Annotated in this window: 18 protein-coding genes; 12 read left to right on the forward strand and 6 right to left on the reverse strand. The window is 63.4% G+C overall.

The features are described from left to right. Positions 1-6 precede the first annotated feature (6 nt). The 4 genes from dprA to FJ936_RS14580 are packed head-to-tail and all read right to left on the reverse strand — an operon-like array spanning position 7 to position 4,041. Positions 7-1,140, reverse strand: a complete 1,134-nt coding sequence (gene dprA, locus FJ936_RS14565) for a DNA-processing protein DprA (protein ID WP_015317747.1) — start codon at positions 1,138-1,140, stop codon at positions 7-9. Next, on the reverse strand, positions 1,137-1,724 hold the full coding sequence (gene plsY / locus FJ936_RS14570) for a glycerol-3-phosphate 1-O-acyltransferase PlsY (RefSeq protein WP_015317748.1): 588 nt from the start codon (positions 1,722-1,724) through the stop codon (positions 1,137-1,139). The genes dprA and plsY overlap by 4 nt, the downstream gene beginning before the upstream one ends. A 53-nt stretch (positions 1,725-1,777) precedes the next feature. Next, on the reverse strand, positions 1,778-3,064 hold the full coding sequence (locus FJ936_RS14575; RefSeq protein ID WP_141906704.1) for a dihydroorotase: 1,287 nt from the start codon (positions 3,062-3,064) through the stop codon (positions 1,778-1,780). Then, positions 3,061-4,041 carry an aspartate carbamoyltransferase catalytic subunit gene (locus tag FJ936_RS14580; protein ID WP_140790177.1) on the reverse strand — a complete coding sequence of 327 codons (981 nt, stop codon included), beginning with the start codon at positions 4,039-4,041 and terminating at the stop codon, positions 3,061-3,063. Before FJ936_RS14580 ends, FJ936_RS14575 begins: the two co-directional genes overlap by 4 nt. A gap of 218 nt (positions 4,042-4,259) precedes the next feature. Between FJ936_RS14580 and FJ936_RS14585 the strand changes: the two genes are divergently transcribed. From FJ936_RS14585 to FJ936_RS14595, 3 genes are all read left to right on the forward strand, one after another. After that, on the forward strand, positions 4,260-5,888 hold the full coding sequence (locus tag FJ936_RS14585) for a DNA alkylation response protein (protein WP_140790175.1): 1,629 nt from the start codon (positions 4,260-4,262) through the stop codon (positions 5,886-5,888). A 103-nt stretch (positions 5,889-5,991) separates the two neighbouring features. After that, the gene (locus FJ936_RS14590; protein ID WP_140616355.1) at positions 5,992-6,540 is read left to right on the forward strand and encodes a hypothetical protein; all 549 of its coding nucleotides are present in this window, start codon (positions 5,992-5,994) and stop codon (positions 6,538-6,540) included. Further along, positions 6,540-6,881 (forward strand): DUF6105 family protein, encoded by a 342-nt coding sequence (locus FJ936_RS14595; protein WP_015317753.1) that lies wholly within the window; start codon positions 6,540-6,542, stop codon positions 6,879-6,881. The genes FJ936_RS14590 and FJ936_RS14595 overlap by 1 nt, the downstream gene beginning before the upstream one ends. On the opposite strand, the gene ruvX is transcribed toward FJ936_RS14595, so the two are convergent. Beyond that, positions 6,799-7,305, reverse strand: coding sequence for a Holliday junction resolvase RuvX (ruvX, locus tag FJ936_RS14600; RefSeq protein ID WP_140790173.1), 507 nt, complete (start codon positions 7,303-7,305; stop codon positions 6,799-6,801). The genes FJ936_RS14595 and ruvX overlap by 83 nt on opposite strands. A 124-nt stretch (positions 7,306-7,429) precedes the next feature. Between ruvX and FJ936_RS14605 the strand changes: the two genes are divergently transcribed. The 6 genes from FJ936_RS14605 (at position 7,430) to FJ936_RS14630 (ending at position 11,858) form a co-directional block, all read left to right on the forward strand. Beyond that, a complete protein-coding gene (locus FJ936_RS14605) occupies positions 7,430-8,137 on the forward strand; it encodes a metal-dependent hydrolase (RefSeq protein WP_140790171.1) in 708 nt (235 codons plus the stop codon). Positions 8,138-8,162: 25 nt separating this feature from the next. Further along, positions 8,163-8,579 carry a hypothetical protein gene (locus FJ936_RS14610; RefSeq protein WP_015317756.1) on the forward strand — a complete coding sequence of 139 codons (417 nt, stop codon included), beginning with the start codon at positions 8,163-8,165 and terminating at the stop codon, positions 8,577-8,579. An 87-nt stretch (positions 8,580-8,666) separates the two neighbouring features. Continuing rightward, the gene (gene gatC, locus FJ936_RS14615) at positions 8,667-8,954 is read left to right on the forward strand and encodes an Asp-tRNA(Asn)/Glu-tRNA(Gln) amidotransferase subunit GatC (RefSeq protein WP_140790169.1); all 288 of its coding nucleotides are present in this window, start codon (positions 8,667-8,669) and stop codon (positions 8,952-8,954) included. A 7-nt stretch (positions 8,955-8,961) separates the two neighbouring features. Then, complete coding sequence (locus FJ936_RS14620; protein ID WP_141906705.1) at positions 8,962-9,417, forward strand: GNAT family N-acetyltransferase; 456 nt, start codon at positions 8,962-8,964, stop codon at positions 9,415-9,417. Continuing rightward, on the forward strand, positions 9,417-10,982 hold the full coding sequence (locus FJ936_RS14625) for an amidase family protein (protein WP_141906706.1): 1,566 nt from the start codon (positions 9,417-9,419) through the stop codon (positions 10,980-10,982). The genes FJ936_RS14620 and FJ936_RS14625 overlap by 1 nt, the downstream gene beginning before the upstream one ends. A gap of 78 nt (positions 10,983-11,060) precedes the next feature. Further along, positions 11,061-11,858, forward strand: a complete 798-nt coding sequence (locus FJ936_RS14630) for a YdcF family protein (protein WP_141906707.1) — start codon at positions 11,061-11,063, stop codon at positions 11,856-11,858. Here the strand turns inward: FJ936_RS14630 and FJ936_RS14635 are convergent. Continuing rightward, complete coding sequence (locus tag FJ936_RS14635) at positions 11,831-12,547, reverse strand: DUF599 domain-containing protein (protein WP_015317761.1); 717 nt, start codon at positions 12,545-12,547, stop codon at positions 11,831-11,833. The genes FJ936_RS14630 and FJ936_RS14635 overlap by 28 nt on opposite strands. A gap of 175 nt (positions 12,548-12,722) precedes the next feature. Between FJ936_RS14635 and FJ936_RS14640 the strand changes: the two genes are divergently transcribed. The 3 genes from FJ936_RS14640 to FJ936_RS14650 all read left to right on the forward strand — a co-directional run bounded on the left by FJ936_RS14640 (position 12,723) and on the right by FJ936_RS14650 (position 15,614). Next, a complete protein-coding gene (locus FJ936_RS14640) occupies positions 12,723-14,126 on the forward strand; it encodes an L-serine ammonia-lyase (RefSeq protein WP_141906708.1) in 1,404 nt (467 codons plus the stop codon). Between the two features lie 76 nt (positions 14,127-14,202). Then, entirely contained in the window at positions 14,203-14,640 is a 438-nt protein-coding gene (locus tag FJ936_RS14645; RefSeq protein WP_141906709.1) for a DUF1489 family protein, read from the forward strand. Positions 14,641-14,912: 272 nt separating this feature from the next. Further along, a complete protein-coding gene (locus FJ936_RS14650; protein ID WP_015317764.1) occupies positions 14,913-15,614 on the forward strand; it encodes a DnaJ domain-containing protein in 702 nt (233 codons plus the stop codon). The last annotated feature ends 40 nt before the right edge of the window (positions 15,615-15,654 follow it).

Raw genomic sequence — 15,654 nt, forward strand, 5'->3', positions numbered from 1 at the left:
GGGCGGTTAGCCTTCCCCGAAAACAAGCGAAACATTTCCACCGGCGTGACGCTCGAGGCGGCCGGCAAGGTCGAGTTCAAGCAGCACCATGAAGACCTGGGCGGGATGCAGGCCGGTGTGGCGGATGATCTCGTCGATCGGCACCGGTGTCGGCCCCAGCGCCTCGATCACCTTGGCCCGGTCGCTCTCGCCTGGTGGCGGTGTGGCCGAAAAGTCGGGCGGGTCCTCAAACGGCGGCAGATCAGGCGCCCGCATGCCGGTCAGCGGAAGGATCGCCCTGGAAATGTCCGAAGCTTCGGTGACCAGCGTGGCGCCGTCCTTGAGCAGACCGTTGGTACCGGCCGCGCGCGGATCGAGCGGGGAGCCGGGTACCGCAAAGACCAACCGGCCCATCTCGCCGGCAAGCCTGGCGCTGATCAGCGAGCCTGAGCGCTGTGCTGCCTCAACCACCACCAGCCCAAGAGCGGCGCCCGCGACAAGGCGGTTGCGGCGCGGGAAATCCTGGGCACGCGGCTGCCAGCCGAACGGCATTTCCGAGATGATGGCGCCACGCTCCGCAATGTCATCGCACAGACCGGCATTTTCGGGCGGGTAGGGCAGGTCGAGCCCACCGGCGAGCACGCCGACCGTACCGGTCAAGAGACTGCCCTGATGCGCCGCCGTGTCGATGCCACGTGCCAGGCCGGAGACGATGCCGTAGCCGTCTCGTCCGAGATCGGCTGCCAGCATGCGCGCCATCTTGATGCCGGCAAGCGATGCGTTGCGGGCGCCGACGATCGCGACACCCGGCAACCGGAACACCGCGGCATTGCCCCTGACCGCCAGCATCGGCGGCGGATTGTCCATGCTGCGCAACAGCGGCGGATAGTCCGCCTCCCCAATACCGACAAAGCGTGCTCCAACTCGCCGCGCGGCCTCCATCTCGGCCTCGGCCTCGGCAAGGGAAGGAATGCGCACGATCCGGTTGGCGCCGCCGGAAATCATCAGTTCCGGCAGCATTTCCAACGCGACTTCGGCCGAACCGAAACGGTTGATCAGGTCGCGAAAGGAGGCAGGGCCGACATTCTGGGTGCGGATCAGCCGCAGCCAGCTCAGCCGCTGGCGATCGGTGAGACGCGGCCCGGCGGCCGGTTCGCTCACCCCTTGGCTCCGATCTTGCCTTCGGAGCCGGCAATCAGTCGCGAAATGTTTTCTCGGTGCTTGATGAAGACAATGATGCTCATCACCACGAACAGAATGGCTATCTGCGGCGTGCTCAGGAAATAAAGCGCGATCGGTACCACCACGGCAGCAGCCAGCGCCGCCAGCGATGAGTAGCGGAAGAGGAAAGCCATCACCAACCATACGACAGCGAAGATCAATGCGACTTGCCAGGCAAGGCCGACCAGCACGCCGAGATAAGTGGCGACGCCCTTGCCACCCTTGAAGCCGAGCCATGCCGGGAACAGGTGGCCCAGAAAGGCGCCGAGACCAGCCCAGATCGCGGCTTCAGGCGCGAAATGGCTTGCTATCAGCACGGCGGCCGTGCCTTTCAGCACATCGAGCAGCAAAGTCGCGGCGGCAAGCCCCTTGTTGCCGGTGCGCAGCACATTGGTGGCGCCGATATTGCCTGAACCGATCTTGCGCACATCGCCAAGGCCGGCGGCGCGGGTAAGCAGCAGGCCGAACGGAATCGAGCCCAGCAGATAGCCGAACACCAGCGCCAGGATTGGGCCGTAAGTCATTGTTCCCCCCGCGTTCCCCCAACCATGCCTGAAGTCGCATGGCTACCGCCGGCTCAGGCAGAAAATATTGTGCGGCCCGCCACCAGCGTTTGCAAGACCTTGCCTTGCAGCCGTGCGCCTTCGAAGCAGGTGTTTTTCGAGCGCGAGCGGATACCGCTTTCGCTGACTATCCAGGGTTCATCGAGGTCGACAAGCGCGAGATCGGCGACGGCGCCTGGCTTCAGCGTGCCGCCGGCCAATCCAAACAGCCTCGCCGGCGCGGTGGACAAGGATTCGATCAGCCTGAGCAGGGGCACGTCGCCATTGTGGTAGAGGCGCAAGGCTGCGCCCAGCAGGGTTTCGAGGCCAATGGCACCGGCCGCGGCGTCGGCGAAGGGCAGGCGCTTGGTATCGACGTCCTGCGGATCGTGCGAGGAGACGATGACATCGACCGTTCCGTCCTTGACCGCATCGATCATCGCCAACCGGTCCTCCTCGGCCCGCAGCGGCGGCGTCAGGCGGAAGAAGGTGCGGTACTCGCCAACGTCGTTTTCATTGAGAGACAGATTGTGGATCGACACGCCAGACGTCACTGCCGCGCCGTCGGCCTTCGCACGCGCCACGGCGCTTGCCGCCATTGCCGTCGAGATCTTCGCGGCGTGGTACGAACCTTGCGTCAGCCGCGCCAGCGCGAGGTCACGCTCGAGCGGGATGGATTCGGCTTCACGTGGAATGCCGGAGAGGCCGAGCCAACTGGCATACAGGCCTTCGTTCATGACGCCCGACGACCCAAGATCGGCATCCTGCGTTTCATGGACGATGGTGGCGCCGAAATCGCGCGCATAGGTTAGCGCGCGACGCATCACCAGCGCGCTCGATATGGTATGCCTGCCATCGGTGAAGGCGACCGCGCCCGCCTCGCGCAGCAGCCCGAACTCCGTCATTTCGCGTCCGTGGAGGCCCTTGGTGATGGCGGCGGCCGGAAAGATATTGACGACGGCCGTGTCCTTGGCGGTGCGCAGCACGAATTCGACCAGCGCCACATTGTCGATCACCGGATCGGTGTCTGGCATCATCACGATGGACGTGACGCCGCCGGCCGCCGCGGCGACACTTGCCGAAGCGATGGTTTCGCGATGCTCGCCGCCGGGCTCGCCGATGAAGGCCCGACCATCGATCAGGCCGGGGATGATCGCCTTGCCGCTGCAGTCGATCGCCGTAGCGCCGTCGGGGACGCCGTGGTTCAGCGCCGCCTTGCCCGCGGCAACGATTTTCCTGCCTTCGACTATGACGGAGCCAACTTCATCAAGGCCGCGTGACGGGTCGATGATGCGGGCGCGTTCAAAGACCGTGATGCTCATGCGCCGCGGCCTTCTTGATTGCGGCCCTCTTGATTGCGGCGGGGATCGAGCAGCGCTTCCATCACCGCCATGCGCACGGCGACGCCCATTTCCACCTGCTCCTGGATGACGCTTTGCGGGCCGTCGGCGATTTCGGACGCGATCTCGACACCGCGGTTCATCGGGCCAGGATGCATGACAAGCGCGTCATCCTTGGCGGCCTTCAGTTTCTCGGCGTCTAGACCAAAATAGCGGAAATATTCGCGCACCGACGGCACGAAGGCTCCTTCCATGCGCTCGCGCTGCAAGCGCAACATCATCACCACATCCGCGTCCTTCAGGCCCTCCGCCATCGAGCGGCAGACGATCACGCCCATCCTGTCGATGCCCGAGGGCAATAGCGTCGAGGGCGCCACCACCCGTATTTGTGCGCCGAGTGCGTTGAGCAGCATGATGTTGGAGCGCGCCACACGCGAATGCAGGATGTCGCCGCAGATCGCCACGATCAGCTTCGACAGCGCACCCTTGGCGCGGCGGATGGTGAGTGCGTCGAGCAGCGCCTGTGTCGGGTGTTCGTGGGCGCCGTCGCCGGCATTGACCACCGAGCAGCCGACCTTCTGCGCCAGGAGGGCCGCCGCGCCCGCCGACTGATGGCGGATGATCAATATGTCAGGGCGCATGGCGTTGAGCGTCATCGCGGTGTCGATGAGCGTTTCGCCCTTCTTTACCGAGGAACTCGCCACCGACATGTTCATGACATCGGCGCCGAGCCGCTTTCCGGCCAGCTCGAACGAGGATTGCGTGCGGGTCGAGGCTTCGTAGAAGAGATTGATCTGGGTGCGGCCGCGCAGCGTCGAAGTCTTTTTTTCGGACTGGCGCGAGATCGCGACCGCCCGATCCGCCCTGTCGAGCAAAAGCTCGATGTCGGCGGGCGAAAGGTCGCTGATGCCCAGAAGATGGCGGTGAGGGTAGAGTGGCAGGGACGAAGCGTCGGTCATCTCAAGGGGCTGCTATAGGGTGCGGATTTCGCGCCCGCAAGCACCCGCTTTGGATTGACGCCGTTCTCCTCAATTTTTTCGTGTAGATAGCCGATTAGATCGGCCGGTATTTTCGTCGCGCGCGCAGCAACGCTTGGCTATATCTAAGCCGACGGCCTCGGATTCGAGGCTTTCCGACAATAGGGCCTTTCTAGAAGGATCGGCTAGAAGGATTGGGCGTGACCGACGACGTAACGAACCAGCCGCCGCCGCTGACGGGCGGCAACGCCTGGCGAGGCGATCCGTTGCTGATCCAGCTTGCCGAGCGCTTTTCCGATCCGGTGCGCAAGGATCTCGACGGGCTCGGCCGTTTCGTGCTGACGCAAGAAGCCCAGGAACTGGCGCGCCTCGCCAATGTCGAGACGCCGAAACTCAGGACGCATGATCGCCAGGGACGGCGCATCGACCTGGTCGAATTCCATCCCGCCTACCACGCCTTGATGCGCCGCTCGGTGGCTAACGGCCTGCATTCCTCGGTCTGGGAAAATGGCGACGCCGAGATCGGCCGCCGCCATCAAGTGCGCGCCGCCCGTTTTTACCTGACGGCGGAACTCGAGACCGGGCATCTCTGCCCTATCACCATGACCAGCGCCTCGCTGGCGGCATTGATGGCCAGCCCAAAACTGTTTCGCGAATGGGCGCCGCGCGTGACGACGCGCAAATACGACCAGAGCCAGAAGCCGCCCGTCGAAAAGACCGGACTGACGCTCGGCATGGGCATGACCGAGAAACAGGGCGGCACCGATGTGCGTGCCAATGTGACCCGGGCGGAACGCGTCGGCAGCGGCTTCTACCGCCTGACGGGACATAAATGGTTCATGTCGGCGCCGATGTCGGACGCCTTCCTGGTGCTGGCACAGGCGCCGGAGGGACTGTCCTGCTTCCTGGTGCCGCGCGTGCTCGGCGACGGGTCTGGCAACGGCTTTCGCTTCCAGCGGCTGAAGGACAAGCTCGGCAATCGCTCGAACGCGTCTTCCGAGGTTGAGTTCGTCAACGCCATCGGGGAGATGGTCGGCGAACCCGGCGCCGGCGTCAAGACGATCATGGACATGGTGACGCTGACCCGGCTCGACTGCGCGGTGGCGTCTTCGGCGATCATGCGGGCGGGGCTGGCCGAAGCGATCCATCATGCCCGCCATCGCCAGGTGTTCGGTTCGACCTTGATCGAGCAGCCGTTGATGCAGCGCGTGCTGGCCGACATGGCGCTCGATGTCGCCGCGGCGACCGCCCTGTCGTTCCGGCTGGCGCGTTCCTTCGACGAGGCGGCGAGCGATCGCGGCGAGGCGGCGTTCGCCCGCGCCATGACGCCGGTCGTCAAATACTGGGTCTGCAAGATCGCGCCGCCGCTGCTTTACGAGGCGATGGAGTGCCTTGGCGGCAATGGCTATGTCGAGGAAGCTCCGCTCGCCCGTTATTACCGCGAAGCGCCTGTCAACGCGATCTGGGAAGGATCGGGCAATGTCATGGCGCTCGACATGCTGCGCGTCCTTGGCCGCGCGCCGGGGCTTTTCGAAGAAGTATTGACCGGCATCGACCGCGACCTCGGCGCCGGCGGGCGCGGCACGATCGGCGTTCTGAAGGCGGCCATGCAGGTCGCTTCGACCGACGAGGGCTCGGCCCGGCTGCTGACGGAACAGCTTGCGCTCTCTGCGGCGGCGGCCGAGTTGCGTCGGCTCGGGGCAGGGCGGATCGCCGATGCCTTCGTCGAGACGCGGCTCGCGGGCCAGTGGCGCAATACTTACGGCATGCTCGATTCGCGCCACGACGCGCGCATGATCATCGATACGCTCTATCCGCCGGTGAATTGACGGTGGCGTTGCCCTCGCCGTCGCCGTTAACCTTAACAAATGGTTTCCGTTGCGGCGGCGAACCGCAAAGCCCACTGTCATTCCTGTCGAAGCAGGAATCACGATGCGACACGTACTGACCTCCTTTCTGTCCGTGCACTGGGCGATCGTTTTTGCCCTGCTCGCGGTGATCTGTATCGATGGAAATCGAGGTGTGACGGCGGCTCTCGGCGTACTCGGCGTGGTCGTCGAGAGCGCCCAGTTTGTCAATCTGGAGAACATCGTCGTGGTCGCTCCGCTGGCGATCGCGTTGCTGGTCGTGGCGGTGCTGTTCTTCTGGGCCTTTGTCGATACGCTGATCAACGACGCGTCCAGCCCCGGCGCCGACAGCGTCGTTCGCATCGCCTTTATTTCCGCTTCCGGGGTGATGTCGATGATCCTGATCGGCGGTGCGGCCCAAGGCATCAACGGCCTGTTCATGGTGGTCGCAGTGCAACTGGCCGCACTTCTGGTCTCCTATGTCGCGATGCTTGCCGAACGGCGTTCGGTAGCTGCGCTGGATGAGGAGGATTTCCACGCCACGGCGCACAGCATGGCGAAAGCCGCGGCGCATAATTCGCTGCTCTCCATGATATCGGGACGGACCGGCCCGAACGGGAAGGGAGGCCGCTGATGCGCTACATCTTCGCGTTGTGGGCCGCGCCGATGGCGCTGTTTTGGGGCTGGTTCTACCTGTCGCTCAACGACATGAATTTCGGCTATGTGATGCTCAGCCGGCAGCTGCACGATTTCGTGTTCCAGCTCTACGGTCAGATGCTCGGCATCGACCCCGCAACCATCCCGGGCATGGTGGCAAAAGCCTGCGTGTTCGATGGCTTGCTGCTCGTGGCGATATGGGTGTTTCGCAGGCGTCGCGAGATATTGGGCTGGGTCAGGCGTCGCTGGACGGGTCCGGTCCCGTTCGATCGGCTGCATCGAGTGACTGAAGCCGGTCTAAAACTCCCTGCAGAATAAAGGCGGCCGCCGCCGAATCGATCTTGCCGGCGCGTTTGGCGCGCGAGAAGTCCATCTCGATCAGCGTCCGTTCGGCCGCGACAGTCGACAGCCGCTCATCCCAGAACACGAAGGGAAGGTCGCTTAGCTGCGCCATGTTGCGCACGAAAGCGCGCGATTTCTGTGCGCGCGGACCTTCCGATCCATCCATGTTGATCGGCAATCCGATCGCCACCGCACCGACATTCTCCTTCGTCAGCAACGCCAGAAGGACGGCGGCGTCGAGCGAGAATTTCCTGCGCATGATGACCGGACGCGGATGAGCGAAGGAGAACCCCCGATCGGAAACCGCCACGCCGATCGTCTTGTCGCCGAGATCGAGCCCCGCCAAGGTCCTGCCGTTGGCGAGCCGTGCCGGCAATTGCTCAATCGTGATGACAGTCAGCGGTTTTCCCTCGTCTTTTCGACAGCACGCGTCCTTTCGGATGCCCGGCGGACACTATACCCTTTGATCTCAAGGCTATCGGCGTTCTATCCTTTGGCTCGGGAAAAATCGAGGAAATGCATTCATGAAACTGACCTGGTATGGCCACTCGGCCTTCCGCATCGAAACCGGTGACGCGAAAATCCTCATCGATCCCTATCTGATCGGCAACCCGTCCTGGACGGGCGGGTGGGAAGGACCGGCCGAAGGGATCACGCATGTTCTTCTGACGCACGGGCACAGCGACCACATCAGCGGTGCGCTGGAAGTGCTCGGCAAGAGCGGCGCGCAACTGGTCGCCAATTTCGAGATCTGCATGTACCTTGTCGGCAGGGGCGTTAGCGACAAGAAGATCAATCCCGGCAACATTGGCGGTACGGTCGATTGCGGCGGTTTCACCTCCACTTTCGTTCAGGCGCTGCATTCGTCCTCCTTTGGCGAAGAGGGCGGCAAGAACGTCTATCTCGGCAATCCGGGTGGGCTGGTCCTGCATTTCCCGGAAGACCAGACGCTCTACCACATGGGCGACACCGACATCTTTTCCGACATGGCGCTGATCAATGAATTGCACGAGCCAAAGATTGGCATCGTTCCGATCGGCGATCGCTTCACCATGGGCGGTGCGGTGGCGGCCCTTGCCTGCCGCCGCTTCTTCAAATTCGAAACGGTCGTCCCTTGTCATTTCGGCACGTTTCCAATGATTGACCCGACGCCCGAGAAGTTTGAAGCCGGCCTGGAAGGATCTGGCGTCAAGCTTGCATTGCCGAAGATTGGTGAAACGATTACCATCTAGAAACAGCCAAAAGCGGAACAAATCCATGGCATTAGGGCGATCTCTTTGCGTATCGATGTTTGTCGCGGCGTCGCCCGCGCTTGCTGCGGATGACTTCATCGAAGGTGTCTATCTCCAGTCGGAGGAACTCTGTACCCAAGCCAAAAAGGATACGCTGCAGACGCTGATCGATGCCGGCAACATCGTTCTTTCGAAGAACGGCCTGCAAGGCGTCGAATACAATTGCGAATTCGTTCAGGTCAGCAAGGCGACACGCTCGCCGAGCTGGGCTGTGACGGCGATCTGCCAGGAGCCGGGCTATGTCTTTCCTGACGTCCTGTCGGTGACGCAGATGAACCCGACGCAGGTCGATCTCGTGTCGGCCCGGCCGATCGACGATGAAAGCGAGGCGAGCGGCAACAGCGGCAGCTACTATCTGTGCGCGGGCATTGCTCTGCCATGAGGTTGTTGCCCGATTGTCGGGCGGCACATGTTGCGCGTCGCGCGCCGCGCCGCTATAGCCCGGACTGGTTTTCCCCGAGGCAAATACATGTCCGTTGATGTCAAGACAGTGAAGCGCGTGGCGCATCTCGCCCGCATCGCGGTGAGCGAGGAAGATGCCGAGCGTATGACCGCCGAGTTGAATGCCATACTGGGCTTCGTCGAGCAGTTGAACGAGGTCGATGTTTCCGGCGTCGAGCCAATGACGTCGGTGACGCCGATGGAAATGAAGAAGCGCGGCGATGTCGTCACCGACGGCAACAAGGCGGCCGACATCGTCGCCAACGCGCCCGCGACCGACGAGAATTTCTTCCTCGTGCCGAAGGTCGTGGAGTAAGGCACCGATGGCTATCGAGATCGCCATCGAAACGCCGCTGCAGGACGACGTGCGCAGCCTGGTCGCGGAACTCAACGCGACCTTGCTCGAACTGACGCCGCCGGAGCACTGCTACCACCTGACGGTCGAGCAGATGGCAGGCAAGGACACGACGGTTTTCATCGCTCGCGACAACGGCGTCGCCATTGGTTGTGGTGCACTCAAGCGCCATGACGATGCCATTGGCGAGGTCAAGCGTATGTACACGAGGCCTTCGCATCGTGGCCGCAAGATCGGCGCTGGAATCGTCCAACGGGTCGAGGCGCTGGCGCGCGATGAAGGGTTGAAGCGGCTGGTGCTGGAGACCGGCGATCGCCATCCCGCCGCCTGGGCCGTCTATGAACGCGCCGGGTTCTCGCGCTGCGGCCCGGTGCTGGATTATCCCGATTCCGAGTGGTCGGTGTTTTACGAAAAGAGCCTTTGATGAGCGACCTGACCCATCTGACGATTTCGCAGGCCCGCGCCAAGCTGCGCGCCAAGGAAATCACCGCGACCGAGATCACCGAAGCCTATCTCTTGGCGATCGATCGCGCCAATCCGGCGCTCAATGCCTATGTGGCGGTGACCGGGGACAAGGCGCGCGACATGGCCAAGACGTCGGACGCTAGGCTGCTCAAGGGGGAGGGCGGTGCGCTGGAAGGCATTCCGCTCGGGATCAAGGACCTGTTCGGTACCGAAGGCGTCCATACCCAGGCCTGCAGCCACGTGCTCGACGGCTTCAAGCCGCGCTATGAATCAACGGTCACGTCCAACCTGTGGGCCGACGGCGCGGTCATGCTGGGCAAGCTCAACATGGACGAATTCGCCATGGGCTCGTCCAACGAAACCTCCTACTACGGCCCGGTCATCAACCCATGGCGGCGTTCGCGCCTCGATACGGTGGTGATGCCGACGACGCATCAGGGTGATGGCGGCTTCGTCTCGGCAGGTGGCACGAAAACCCAGCGTAGCCTCGACAATGCGCAGCTGGTGCCGGGTGGTTCTTCCGGTGGTTCGGCGACCGCCGTGTCGGCCTTCCTGTGTGCAGGCGCAACCGCCACCGACACCGGCGGTTCGATCCGCCAGCCAGCCGCGTTCACCGGGACCGTCGGCATCAAGCCGACCTATGGCCGCTGCTCGCGCTGGGGCATCGTCGCCTTCGCCTCGTCGCTCGATCAGGCCGGACCGATCGCCCGCGACGTGCGCGACGCCGCCATTCTTCTGAAATCCATGGCCTCGGTCGATCCCAAGGACACCACGTCCGTCGACCGGCCGGTGCCGGACTACGAGGCGGCGATCGGCAAGCCGATCAAGGGCATGAAAGTCGGCATTCCCAAGGAATACCGTGTCGACGGCATGCCGGAAGAGATCGAGGCGTTGTGGCAGAAGGGCATTGCCTGGCTCAAGGATGCCGGCGCCGAAATCGTCGGCATCTCCCTGCCGCACACCAAATACGCGCTGCCGGCCTATTACATCGTGGCGCCCGCGGAAGCTTCTTCCAACCTCGCCCGCTATGACGGCGTCCGCTACGGCTTGCGCGTGCCCGGCAAGGACATCGTCGAGATGTATGAGAAGACCCGCGCCGCCGGCTTCGGCCGCGAGGTCAAGCGCCGCATCATGATCGGCACCTATGTGCTGTCGGCCGGCTACTATGACGCCTACTACCTGCAGGCTCAGAAGGTGCGCAACCTGATCAAGCGCGACTTCGAAAATGTTTTCGCGGCCGGCGTCGATGTCATCCTGACACCGGCGACACCGTCGGCCGCCTTCGGTATCGCCGACGAGGACATGGCCGCTGATCCGGTCAAGATGTATCTCAACGACATTTTCACGGTCACCGTGAACATGGCCGGCCTGCCCGGCATCGCCGTGCCCGCCGGCCTCGACCCCAAGGGTCTGCCGCTCGGCCTGCAGCTGATCGGCAGGCCATTCGAGGAAGAGACGCTGTTCCAGACCGCCGCCGTCATCGAGCAGGCGGCCGGCACATTCCAGCCGGAGAAGTGGTGGTAAGGGTATCGCTCGCCTGACGCATGGTCCTGAAAATCGCGATCGATTTTGGACAGCCTTGCGGGCTGTAATGAGTGAGCGATGTTCTACTATCTTTCCAAGATATTCTGGTTCTTCATCCAGCCGCTCAACCTGACGATCTTCCTGCTTTTGGCAGGCCTGCTCGCCGGGATGGCCGGCCGGCGGCGACTTGCCGTCAGCGGCGGCGTGCTGGCGTTTCTGATCCTTGCGCTGTCGGCGTGGACGTCACTTGGAGCGATGATGCTCAATCCGCTGGAGGAACGCTTTCCCAGGCCGCCGCTGCCGGAGAAGGTAGACGGCATCGTCGTGCTCGGCGGCGGCTTCGAGGGCGCTATCAACCTTGTGCGCGGCGGCTATGAATTGAACAGCAGCGGCGATCGCATGGTCGAGACCGCGATCCTCGCCAGGCGTTTCCCGCAGGCAAAAGTGGTGGTCTCCGGTGGAAACGGTTCACTGTTCTTCGACGGCGAAGGTGATGCCGACACCGCGCCGCGCCTGCTCGAGGTGCTGGATGTCCAGGCCGACCGGCTGCTCCTCGAAGACAAATCCCGCAACACTTACGAGAACGCGGTCTTCAGCCGCGAACTGGTCAAGCCCAAACCGGGCGAGACATGGCTTTTGGTGACATCAGCCTTTCACATGCCGCGCGCCAAGGCCCTGTTCGACAAGGCGGGCTTTCCAACTGTCCAATGGCCGGTCGACTATCGCACCTCGGGTCGGGAAGGCATCGGCTTGTTTCGCGACAATGCGGCCGATTCACTGCAGAACACGACCGTCGCGGTCCGCGAATGGATCGGGCTTTTCGCCTATTGGCTTTCCGGACGCATCGATCAGCCGTTTCCGACGCCGGGCGGCTGACCGATCACTGCGCGCCGCGCCGCGGAGAAGAACTGCCGCCGTACCAGGACGGCCAGCAGCAGAAGCGTCGACAGCACGAACACCAGGGGATCGACGAACCAGCCGAGATAGCCGATCGAGAAGAACACGCCGCGCAGGCCCGAGTTGAAATGCTTGCCGGCCAGCATGTTCATTTGCGTCGCGCGCCACACGGCCGTTTGCGTGAGGGGATTGCGCGAGGCCTCGCCATGCGGGATCGGCACGGCGCCGATCAGGATCGAACAGTAGTTGAACAGCCTGTAGGCCCAGCCGAATTTGAAGAAGGAAAAGGCCAGGATCAGCACCAGTCCCAGCACCTTGATCTGAAAGGCCGAGCGCGACGGCGCGCCGCCCAAGGGCAGGGTGCTCAGCACCTCAAGCACCCGGTCCGACGCGCCAAGCAGGGCGAAGCAGCCGCCGAGCGCGATCAGCGAACTGGAGGCGAAGAAGGCTGTTCCCTGCTGCAGGCCGCTCATGATGGCGGTGTCGACGATGCGGATCTCGCGCTCGGCCATGGTGCGCATCCAGGCCTCGCGTTGCGCATTCATGGCGGTGGTCAGCGACACGCGGCTGACCAGGTGGCCGTCCGAGGCGAGCGTGTGCAGCACCCATGCGAGGAGGAAAAAGCCCAGCGCCGCGAGATCGGCCGTCGAAAGATAGGAATCGCCCATGGCGCCGAATCTACCATATTCGGCCCGGTTGCTTCGATGACCTTGCACGGCGCGTTGCACTCGATGTCGCTGCCGGAGCAAACAAGGTCGGCAGGTGCTGCGCCGCGATTGTCAAAAGAGCGGAAACATCCCGGGAATTCCTATATGTAATCCTCGACGTGACCCAGGAGACAGCGTGTTCCTTTCGGTTTTCGACCTGTTCAAGATCGGCATCGGCCCCTCGAGCTCGCACACGATGGGACCGATGACGGCTGCGCGCCGCTTCCTCGATGAGGTCGCGGGCGACGACTGGCCGCGTCCCGCCGGCGCCAAGGTCGACCGCATCGGCGCCAGCCTGCATGGCTCGCTCGCCTATACCGGCATAGGCCATGGCAGCGACCGTGCCGTCATTCTCGGCCTTGCCGGCCAGACGCCGCAAACGGTCGACCCCGACCGAGCCGACGAAATTGTCAGCCGCATCACCGCCGACAAGCTGGTTTCACCGCCCGGCCACCCTCCCTACCATTTCGATCCGGCCACTGATCTGGTGCTGAACCGCAAGACGCCGCTCACCGGTCATGCCAACGGCATGGCGTTCTACGCTTACGACGCCGGCGGCCGGTTGCTGCTCAAGCGCATCTACTATTCGATCGGCGGCGGCTTCGTGGTTTCGGAAGAAGAGCTGCAACGGATGAAGTCGAAGGGCTCGGTCACAACCGAGGGCAAGAAAGTGCCGTATCCCTTCAAGAACGCGGTCGAGATGCTGAAGATGGCGGCCAGGAGCGGCCTTTCCATTGCCGAAATGAAGCGCGTCAACGAGGAGACGCAGATGTCGCGCGAGGCGCTCGACACCGGCCTCGACGCGATATGGGACGCCATGAAGGGCTGCATCGACCGCGGCCTGTCGCAGGACGGCATCATGCCGGGCGGGCTCAAGGTGCGCCGCCGCGCCAGACAGCTCCATGACAAGCTGCAGGAGCAGTGGCAGCAGAACCGGCCGAACCCGCTGCTCGCCAATGACTGGCTGTCGATCTATGCGATGGCGGTCAACGAGGAGAATGCGGCGGGCGGGCGTGTCGTCACCGCGCCGACCAATGGTGCCGCGGGCACGCTGCCGGCGGTGCTGCGCTACTGGCTGCATTTCCATCCCGAGGCCGACCAGCCGAGCATTCGCGACTTCCTGCTGACGGCAGCGGCCATCGGCGGCATCATCAAGTCCAATGCGTCGATATCGGGCGCCGAGGTAGGCTGCCAGGGCGAGGTCGGTTCCGCCTCGGCGATGGCTGCGGCCGGCCTGTGCGCGGTCATGGGCGGCACGCCCGAGCAGGTCGAGAATGCTGCCGAAATCGCGCTCGAACATCATCTCGGCATGACTTGCGACCCGGTCGGCGGGTTGGTCCAGGTGCCCTGCATCGAGCGCAACGCATTGGGTGCCGTCAAGGCGGTGACGGCTGCGTCACTGGCCATCAAAGGCGACGGCGTGCATTTCGTGCCACTCGATGCGGCGATCGAGACGATGCGCCAGACCGGCCTCGACATGAACGAGAAGTACAAGGAAACCAGCCTTGGCGGCCTGGCGGTCAATGTCGTTGAGTGTTGAGGGCTGACCCAAGCCGGCACTGTGGAGAAGTCCGTCAGGCCGTTGACGTCTCGGCGCTCCGGACTAACCTTGGGCGATGGCTCTCAATCTCCTAAAGCTTTGCGTCGGTTGCGACAGTGTCGAGGATCTCGAAGAGTGGATCGCCTTCCGCCTTGACGAGCGCCGCCGTGCCGGCGAACCAGCCGAACACTGGCACACCACCCGCATGATGCCGACACGGGGCGACGAGGTCACCGATGGCGGTTCGCTCTATTGGGTGATCAAGGGCAGCGTGCAGTGCCGCCAGTTGATCACGGAAATCCGGCCGTTCACCGATGACGACGGCATCGGCCGCTGCCATTTGATGCTCAATCCCGAGGTGGTGCGCACCGACTGGCAGCCGCGCCGTGCCTTCCAGGGCTGGCGTTACCTGAAGCCGGCGGACGCCCCGGCCGACCTCGGCAAGGGCAAGGCGGGATTGGTCGAGATGCCGCCGAAACTCAGGCGCGAGCTGGCCGATCTCGGTCTGCTCTAAGGCTTGAGTGAAGGATTGCCTGCTGCCGCGCCCGCGTTTTCTGGCCCTCAATCTTGCCCCGCGCTGGACTTGCAAGCGACGCGACGACGCCACATCTTGAAATCCATGCGCGATGAAGAACTGTCGACACAGGCCGCTGCGCTTTGGAGGATCAGTTCGCATGATGGTCCTCCTTCCGGCCCGGTTAAAGGCCATGATTCTGGCGCAGGAAAAGTGTTGAAGGACATCACGCGGCTGTCCGAGCGGACAGGACCCCTGCGGGGCGGTGCGAAATGTTAGGCGCAATTATCATTGTGGTCGCGTTGTTGCTGGTGCTGCTAGGGGTAGCCACCGCATTTCTCCGCGCGGATCCGGCGCAACTCGCAAGCGGAATGAGAAAATTGGGACCGATCCTGCTGGCGCTGGTGGGTGGCGCCGTGCTCCTGGTCGGGCGCCAAGGCATCGGCGGCATCATCCTGTTCGTGGCAATCGCCTGGTACGGCGCCACGCATACGGGCGGGCCAAAGGCCAGACCGGGTGCTGGAAAACGCTCAATGGTGCGGACGGCGGCCCTCGAGATGGAACTCGATCACAATACTGGCGGCCTGGAAGGACTGGTTCTGGCCGGCCGCCACGATGGCAAGATGCTTGGCTCGATGACCCTTGCGCAATTGCAGCATCTCTACCGCGAACTCTCCGGCGATCCGGAGAGCCGGCAGTTGCTAGAGACGTATCTTGACGGCAGATTTCCCGTCTGGCGCAAATACGCTGAGACGAACGGTGGCGAAGGGCTGGGTGTTGCGCCAGGTCCGGGCGCCATGACTAAGGAGGAGGCCTACAAGGTCCTTGGTCTTGAAGCGGGGGCCGCCGCGGCGGATGTCCGCAAGGCGCACCGCCGCCTGATGCAGCGCCTGCACCCCGATGTCGGCGGCACGTCTTTCCTGGCGGCGCGGATTAACGAAGCCAAGGACGTCTTGCTCTCCAATCACAACTAGTCTCCTTCGACGCAAAAATTTTCCGGGAGATAACTTCCAC

The sequence above is a fragment of the Mesorhizobium sp. B2-4-13 genome, from assembly GCF_006658535.1.
Lineage (GTDB): Bacteria > Pseudomonadota > Alphaproteobacteria > Rhizobiales > Rhizobiaceae > Mesorhizobium > Mesorhizobium australicum.

What these genes read in the sequence shown, in the direction of transcription:
- FJ936_RS14575 (WP_141906704.1), bottom strand. Translation starts at nt 3,064, where the DNA reads ATGAGCATCACGGTCTTTGAACGCGCCCGCATCATCGACCCGTCACGC.
- FJ936_RS14605 (WP_140790171.1), top strand. Translation starts at nt 7,430, where the DNA reads ATGAAACTGACCTGGTATGGCCACTCGGCCTTCCGCATCGAAACCGGT.
- FJ936_RS14590 (WP_140616355.1), top strand. Translation starts at nt 5,992, where the DNA reads ATGCGACACGTACTGACCTCCTTTCTGTCCGTGCACTGGGCGATCGTT.
- FJ936_RS14650 (WP_015317764.1), top strand. Translation starts at nt 14,913, where the DNA reads ATGTTAGGCGCAATTATCATTGTGGTCGCGTTGTTGCTGGTGCTGCTA.
- FJ936_RS14620 (WP_141906705.1), top strand. Translation starts at nt 8,962, where the DNA reads ATGGCTATCGAGATCGCCATCGAAACGCCGCTGCAGGACGACGTGCGC.
- FJ936_RS14635 (WP_015317761.1), bottom strand. Translation starts at nt 12,547, where the DNA reads ATGGGCGATTCCTATCTTTCGACGGCCGATCTCGCGGCGCTGGGCTTT.
- FJ936_RS14610 (WP_015317756.1), top strand. Translation starts at nt 8,163, where the DNA reads ATGGCATTAGGGCGATCTCTTTGCGTATCGATGTTTGTCGCGGCGTCG.
- plsY (WP_015317748.1), bottom strand. Translation starts at nt 1,724, where the DNA reads ATGACTTACGGCCCAATCCTGGCGCTGGTGTTCGGCTATCTGCTGGGC.
- FJ936_RS14630 (WP_141906707.1), top strand. Translation starts at nt 11,061, where the DNA reads ATGTTCTACTATCTTTCCAAGATATTCTGGTTCTTCATCCAGCCGCTC.
- FJ936_RS14580 (WP_140790177.1), bottom strand. Translation starts at nt 4,041, where the DNA reads ATGACCGACGCTTCGTCCCTGCCACTCTACCCTCACCGCCATCTTCTG.
- FJ936_RS14645 (WP_141906709.1), top strand. Translation starts at nt 14,203, where the DNA reads ATGGCTCTCAATCTCCTAAAGCTTTGCGTCGGTTGCGACAGTGTCGAG.
- FJ936_RS14625 (WP_141906706.1), top strand. Translation starts at nt 9,417, where the DNA reads ATGAGCGACCTGACCCATCTGACGATTTCGCAGGCCCGCGCCAAGCTG.
- gatC (WP_140790169.1), top strand. Translation starts at nt 8,667, where the DNA reads ATGTCCGTTGATGTCAAGACAGTGAAGCGCGTGGCGCATCTCGCCCGC.
- FJ936_RS14595 (WP_015317753.1), top strand. Translation starts at nt 6,540, where the DNA reads ATGCGCTACATCTTCGCGTTGTGGGCCGCGCCGATGGCGCTGTTTTGG.